General features: G+C 60.3%; 9 protein-coding genes and 2 pseudogenes. 3 read left to right on the top strand and 8 right to left on the bottom strand.

Features of this window, described 5'->3' with window-relative positions; genetic code table 11:
* Positions 1-287 (top strand): integrase core domain-containing protein (locus EQZ23_RS18340; protein ID WP_206364313.1); only part of this gene is annotated, 287 nt, incomplete at its 5' end.
* Positions 288-298: 11 nt separating this feature from the next.
* Here the strand turns inward: EQZ23_RS18340 and EQZ23_RS18335 are convergent.
* The 4 genes and pseudogenes from EQZ23_RS18335 to EQZ23_RS18325 form a co-directional block, all read right to left on the bottom strand.
* Positions 299-609 (bottom strand): annotated as a pseudogene (locus EQZ23_RS18335) (DDE-type integrase/transposase/recombinase); the annotation flags it as partial.
* Positions 610-612: 3 nt separating this feature from the next.
* A pseudogene (locus tag EQZ23_RS20385) lies at positions 613-818 on the bottom strand (IS110 family transposase); the annotation flags it as partial.
* A 117-nt stretch (positions 819-935) separates the two neighbouring features.
* Positions 936-1151 (bottom strand): helix-turn-helix transcriptional regulator, encoded by a 216-nt coding sequence (locus tag EQZ23_RS18330; protein ID WP_128455886.1) that lies wholly within the window; start codon positions 1149-1151, stop codon positions 936-938.
* Complete coding sequence (locus EQZ23_RS18325; protein ID WP_128455885.1) at positions 1151-1687, bottom strand: DUF2975 domain-containing protein; 537 nt, start codon at positions 1685-1687, stop codon at positions 1151-1153. The genes EQZ23_RS18330 and EQZ23_RS18325 overlap by 1 nt, the downstream gene beginning before the upstream one ends.
* 325 nt (positions 1688-2012) lie before the next feature.
* Between EQZ23_RS18325 and EQZ23_RS18320 the strand changes: the two genes are divergently transcribed.
* A complete protein-coding gene (locus tag EQZ23_RS18320; protein ID WP_164913502.1) occupies positions 2013-2660 on the top strand; it encodes a type II CAAX endopeptidase family protein in 648 nt (215 codons plus the stop codon).
* 109 nt (positions 2661-2769) lie between these two features.
* Positions 2770-2922: a hypothetical protein gene (locus tag EQZ23_RS19950; RefSeq protein ID WP_164913501.1), complete on the top strand. Its 153-nt coding sequence runs from the start codon at positions 2770-2772 to the stop codon at positions 2920-2922.
* A 249-nt stretch (positions 2923-3171) separates the two neighbouring features.
* Here the strand turns inward: EQZ23_RS19950 and EQZ23_RS20085 are convergent, their stop codons facing one another.
* From EQZ23_RS20085 to EQZ23_RS18305, 4 genes are all read right to left on the bottom strand, one after another.
* Positions 3172-3345 carry a hypothetical protein gene (locus tag EQZ23_RS20085; protein ID WP_206364312.1) on the bottom strand — a complete coding sequence of 58 codons (174 nt, stop codon included), beginning with the start codon at positions 3343-3345 and terminating at the stop codon, positions 3172-3174.
* Positions 3346-3352: 7 nt separating this feature from the next.
* A complete protein-coding gene (locus EQZ23_RS20080) occupies positions 3353-3763 on the bottom strand; it encodes a hypothetical protein (protein ID WP_206364311.1) in 411 nt (136 codons plus the stop codon).
* 945 nt (positions 3764-4708) lie between these two features.
* The gene (locus EQZ23_RS18310; RefSeq protein ID WP_128455883.1) at positions 4709-5704 is read right to left on the bottom strand and encodes a FecR domain-containing protein; all 996 of its coding nucleotides are present in this window, start codon (positions 5702-5704) and stop codon (positions 4709-4711) included.
* Positions 5701-6228 (bottom strand): sigma-70 family RNA polymerase sigma factor, encoded by a 528-nt coding sequence (locus EQZ23_RS18305; RefSeq protein ID WP_164913500.1) that lies wholly within the window; start codon positions 6226-6228, stop codon positions 5701-5703. Before EQZ23_RS18305 ends, EQZ23_RS18310 begins: the two co-directional genes overlap by 4 nt.
* Between the last annotated feature and the right edge of the window lie 24 nt (positions 6229-6252).

The following is a 6252-nucleotide window of genomic DNA, read 5'->3' as shown; positions in this document are numbered from 1 at the left end:
GCTGCTACACCGCTCGCAACACACGGGCGTTCGCCCGGGGCATTGGACTGATCCCGCGCACGACCCCAGTCAGCAGTCCTCAATCGAATGGCATGGCCGAGGCGTTCGTTCGCACCCTCAAGCGCGATTATGTCCGCGTGAACCCCAGGCCAGATGCGCAGAGTGTCATCGACCAACTGCCCGGCTGGTTCGCCCATTATAACGAGGTGCATCCGCACCGCGCTTTGCGCTATCGATCCCCACGCGAGTTCATCGCGCAAACCTGCGAGGCTCTGTCAGGCCTTTAGGGGGCAACAACACCCACACTGCCGACCGACGGCTCGATCCCGGCTTCGGCGAGCCGCTCGGTATACTTGATAGACACGTAGTGCGCCCCCGGTCGCTATGGTGAACCAGGTCGCCACTATGTGCCGGCCGGCGGCCATGAAGCGCCTGCTCGAATGCATGTAAGACGAAGCTGGCATGCTCCGTCCTGCTGGCGCGCCAGCCTACGAGCCGTCTGGCGTAAGTATCAGTGACGAAGGCGACGTAGACGAATCCCGCCCAGGTCGCGACATAGGTCATGTTCGACACCCACAGCATGTTAAACGCTGGGGCATAGAACTGCCGTTTGCCTAGCAGGGCAATCTGCCGCCCCCAGAAATGCGAGCATTTGCACGCCTCAATGGCGACCGTGCACTGCGGAAGCGCGCTGAAGAACGGCAGCAACTGATACCGGCTTAACTTCCTGCGCAGGATCAGATGACCCGCTCATCAGCCCCGTGGACCTGGAACACTTTCTTCGCCAGATTGAGTCCGATCGTAATAATCTCCGACATCGCCGACTCCTCCATCAATTTAAGACGCAGGTTTCCAATCTAATGTCGTCGGGGGGCGGCTACATGATCAAAGCCAAGCGACGGCCTTAAACGGCTGAACGAGAGAGGCAAACGAGATCAATCGGCCTGCCCTTCATCCCACTCAAGAAGATCGCCTGGCTGGCAGTCGAGGAATCTGCAGATCTTTTCCAATGTCTCGAAGCGCACCCCCTTGACCCGCCCCTGCTTGAGCAGTGACAGGTTGGCTTCAGTTATGCCGACGAACGCAGCCAAGTCCTTGGAGCGTACCTTGCGCCGCGCAAGCATGACATCGAGTCTTACGACGATCGCCATCAGACTATCTCATCGAGTTCGTCGCGCAGGCGTCTGCCTTCGTCGATGACACGACAGATCATCATCACGAGCGTGGCGATCGCCAAGGCGAAGAGGCTGGAGAAGAGCGGTACCTGCAACGGTGGTACAGAACTGGGGCCGGGCGAAGCCAAGATCATCGTATGCATAACGACCGCCAGCAGCGGCAGCACCAAAGCCGCGGCAGCAGCCACCACGAGCCAGCGTCCGAAGGCACGCAGGTGCGCGGTTGTCTCCGCTGCGAAGACCCGACCAGCCTTCGAGAGACGAAGGAACGATATCAGCCGCCACAGCGCGTAGGCGAAGACGAAGTAGGAAACCGCTCCGACCTGGACCGCATAGGCCGGCATGTAGGAATCGCTGTGACGGACGAGGACCTTCGCCGGCCCGAAGTCGGCGTCGAAGCTTCCGATGAACGCCAGTACGCCACCCAACAGGGTGAGGATGACCGCGAGCCAACAAAAAACGAGACCCACCGATGCGGAGCGCTCCAATCCGGAATGACTGTTGACCAACATGTAATTTCTGTCCTACAGAAAGAGATCGTTGCGAATTTGTATTTACGCCATACCTGAGACTCACGCAACGGGAGTCTTCCCGTCGGCGCAGCTTCTTCGCCGTGGCAAGGATCAAAGTGGCCTAGTTCGTGCAGTTGTCCATCCTTGCAGCGGGGAAGTGTCGAAGCCGCTCCATGCGAATCGCCATGCCGTCATCGTATTATTAAGGATGGAAAAGTGTTCGCACGGGTCTCGGGAAGCATCGGTAGCTCGATATGGCGAACGCACCGAGTTTCGAAGACGACATATCGATCGTTTATATGGTCAAGAACACGGAAGCAGGATCATGACATCATTGAATAGAAAACCCATTCGCGGTCTAGTGATCGCCGTTCTACTCATTATCCTATTCCAGCCGGTGGTCGCCATACCATTTCGGGTGGTGCTGCTGGCCTGCGCCGCGCTCGTATGGACGTTTCTGGAAGCGCGAAGCCTCAATCCTATCGGTTTGAGCCGGCACGGGCTTACGAAGACTCTGGCCTGGGCTGTCGGCATCGCCGTTGGGGTGACGGCCCTCGGCTATATCCTTGAACCCGTGATCAACAAGTTGCTCGGCATCCAGACCGATCTGAGTGGCTATGGTGCGTTGAAGGGCAATGCCCAAGCAGCATTGAAACTCTTAATGCTGGCGCTGACGAGCGCTGCGTTCGGCGAGGAGATACTCTTCCGGGGTTTCCTGCAGCATCAGGTCAGTGCGATTCTGGGCTCGGGCGATCGCTCGCGATGGACCGCAATTTTGGCGAGTGGAGCGCTTTTTGGATTGGCTCATTCGATACAAGGTCCAGCCGGCGTTATTTCAACCGGTTTGGCCGGTCTAGTCTTTGGTTGGGCGTGGTTTCGTAGCGGCCGCAATCTATGGGCGCTGATATTGGCACATGGGATGATCGACAGCTACGGCATCGCGATGCTCTACCTCGGACGGTCCGCCATATGACGCCAAGGCACGGTTTCGATCTATGTTAGGTGGGGCCGCTTTCGCAAACTCGTCCCGCCCCGCGACGGTCGGAAGACTTGGGCCACTTCCTGCTATTTGGGAACGAAACATGAGCGAAGATACCCGCCATCGGGATAGGGCAACGAGCGAACTTCACAAAATTCTCGACGTGCTGGACGATCATCACGAGCATTTAGCCGCCGCCTTGGTCGCCCAAGCGATAGCGGCGCTGTCTGATGTCAGGCCTCACCAGTTGGTCTAATAAAAGGCGGCCGTGGCGGATATGCCCTCATCCGCACGTTACGGTGAGGATCGTCGATCACGCTGCACGCCGGGCGTCGTCAGATTGCTCGGTCAGTGCTTGGCGATCAACGGAAGGCGGTACCCACTCCGCCGCGTACACTCCAGCCTGCCGATTGGAGCGGCCGTTTCCCGAATGCTTCCGCCTTTGCACAAGGCGCCTGAATTCCGCCGATCGGACCTTACGAGCACCCGCTTCGGCACCGACGCACTAATTAGCCGACATCGCGCCGATCGCGGCTTTCTTGATGACGTTCGCCACCGCCTTAGGCGGGGTAAGGAAGACGACGTGGCTGCCCTTGCTCTCCATTGTATTGGCACCGATCCGGCGTGCCATCCTGCGCAGCAGTTTTGGATCAATGGCGCCGTTTTCCTTGGCCAGCACCAACCAGCTAGGCTTTACCTTCCACGCAGCTTTCGTGACCCTGGCACCGATCGCCGCCATGGACACCGGAACCCGGCTGCCCCGAAGGAACGAGCCGAACTTGTTGCTCGTATCCGCTGCGAAGCCGGCTTTGAACTTCTGCTTGTTCAGGAACCCATAGCCGTCGGCCGTCGTCTCCGGCACGAAGTCGGGCGGAGGCCGCAACCTTGGAATACTGGTCCAGCATCGACTTGTCGACCGCCGGAGCAAAGGCGGCGACGTAGACCAGTCCCACGACCTTGGCGTCGCCGCCGGCCTCGCGGATCACGCTGCCGCCGTAGCTGTACCAGACGAGGATGGTGGCGCCGTCCCGGCGTGCCAGAACCCGATTCGTCGCCGGCACGTCGTCCTCGAAGGACGTCAGCGAATTCTGGACCATACTAAAGCCGTAGCCGCAGGCGGTCGGCTTATCGTAAAATCCCTTCCTGCCGGAGCAGTCCGCGAGGCGCCGTGAACGAGCACGATGTCCTTCGCGGTCTGCGCCCAGGCGGCAGCGGGAAGACCGGCGCATGCCACAGCGGCGAATATCAGGTTGCCTGTCCTCATAGTGCACTCCGTAGACAGCAATGCAGCATCGCCAAAAAAACAACACGTCAAACTGCCGCCCTGCTTCCGTCCGCCAGCAGCGGCGGTTCCGGAGGCGGCTCGCAAGGATGTCCCGACAGATGGACGAGACTAGCGGTAGCGCCAGCCTCCATGACGCCGATGGCGATTACCATAGTAGCGTCCGTTGCGGGTGTACCGATCCCGTTCGTGCCGTCCGTAGTATCGCCGATCGCGACCATTCAGGCTGGGGTGGTAGCTGGGGGGGCGGCGATCCGGTCGCCAACGGCGGCCCTCGTTGCGATCGGAGCGTTCTCCAAACTGTTCGCTACGCTCTAGGCGACCGTGGTCCTGCGCGGTAGCTGGAACTCCTGCTGCGAAGGTCGCCACGGTGAGGGCAGCCAGCAAAAGGCTTCTGATCATTCATATTCTCCCATGACTAATCAACAAATCACCCGGCCGCTTTGACGCGCCGAGGTTGCGTGGAGATGGCCTAAGGCGGGGAAACTGGTGATCGAAGCTTCGGCGCGCATGATTTTGAAAAAGGACGTGGGGGCGCAGCTGGAACCCCGGTCCGGCAACGGGCTCATCGGGCTACCGGGGGCCGAAACATCAGTCGGCCCGATCCAGACGCGGCGTTGCCCTGCCCCTGAGCGGAAAGACGCTCCGCATCGCGCACACGCGCCGTCTTCAGCGCCTCTTGGTTTTGGACGTATCCTGGTTCGGGATGCGCGGCACAACCAGCAGGAACTGGTGTCGTCCACTTCCGAGCAGGATCTGCCTACCGACCGCTGGAGTAGGGAGCGGTCGTCCCATCTCGCACCTGTTTGACGTCAACGGACCAACCCGACTCGGTCTTAACGGCGGACGCTTGCAAGAGGTCTGCCAAACGACGAACCACCTCGCCGGGACCTTGGCGGAGCGGCAGCACGCCGGTGAACCGCTCGTCTGCCAATCGCGGAGATACCACCACGGATACGCCAAGCGATCTAGTCAGATCGGATGCCACGCGATCGACGCGGTCGTTGGCGTAGACAAGCCGTCCTTCCCGCCAACTGCCAACGTTGCGGGAGGCTACCTTGCCGATCACCACCTGCGCTCCCATGATCGTGACAGCATCTCCCGCATCGATGCGCAGGTTCGCGCCATCTGGATCCAGCGCCACGGCACCCTCAGCGACAGTAAGCCGAGTGGCGGTAGATTGCATGCTGATGTTGAACTCGGTCCCGACATCGCGGAACAACCTGTCGCCCACGACCACTTCGAACGGATGCTCGGCATCGTGAACGACACGGAGGAACACTTCGCCTCGGTGGAGAACAATTCGGCGCTGCGCCGCGTCCGCTACCGTGACCTGCGTATCGCCGTTCAGGGTCAATGACGTGCCGTCTGCAAGCGTCACGTTTCGGCTGGCGCCGGGCGCCGTTCGGATTGACCGCGCGGGCTCAGCACCTTGGTGCGGCAGTATGAAGAACGCGGTGATCGTGGCGGCAAGCGCGACGCCTGCTCCTGCCCACCAACCGGTCTGCGGGCGGTGCGTGCCGACATTTTCCTCGGTGTCGTTCGCCGCCAATGGTACGGAGCCAGCCCCGATCGGCTGAAGCATCGACAGACCTGCGGACATCGCCTTTGTTGCGCGGCGATAGAGTGCCGGATGAGTGGCGTCGGCCTCGAGCCATTCGATATGGGCTTCCCAATCATCGAAATCGGCTGCCTGCATATGCGCGGCCCAATCAAGCGCCTCACGCATGGCGGGATCGTGGCTCTCGTCGCTCATCGTACGTGCTCCCCCGCCCCATCAAACTCAATCTGGATCAAGGCAATTGCGCGATAGGCCTTCTGGAGATGCTTCTCGACAGAGCTCAAGGATAGACCTTCGTCGATGGCGAGTTGCTGCTGACGAACGCCATCGATCCTATGGCGGCGAAGGATCCGTTCGGTCACCGGGCCTAGCCGACGCAGAGCGTCTTCCATCCTACGAAGACCGTCGCGGAATATGACCACCTCCTCAGCATCCGGAGCAGGGTCTACATCGAGGAGGCCCATTCGTTCGCCTTGCCAAGTGTGATCGCGCGCTCTCCGCCGTGTTGCAGACCGCGATTCATCAACCACGAGATTGTGAGCCATTTTCATGAGATACGCCCGTGAGACCTCTGCTACCGGCGGTGCGCGTTCAATCTTGAGCCATAGATCCTGAAGCAGATCATCAGCGTGATCGCCAGCTCCATGTGCTCGAAAGTACCGCATGATCATGGTCCTGTTCGCGTGAAACAGGTCGGTCAGCGACGGAGCGATGATCACGTCAGGGGGGTCCCGCTGAACCAA

The organism is Sphingomonas sp. UV9 (genome assembly GCF_004101245.1).
Lineage (GTDB): Bacteria > Pseudomonadota > Alphaproteobacteria > Sphingomonadales > Sphingomonadaceae > Sphingomonas.
This window is presented reverse-complemented; position numbering and strand designations above follow the sequence as displayed.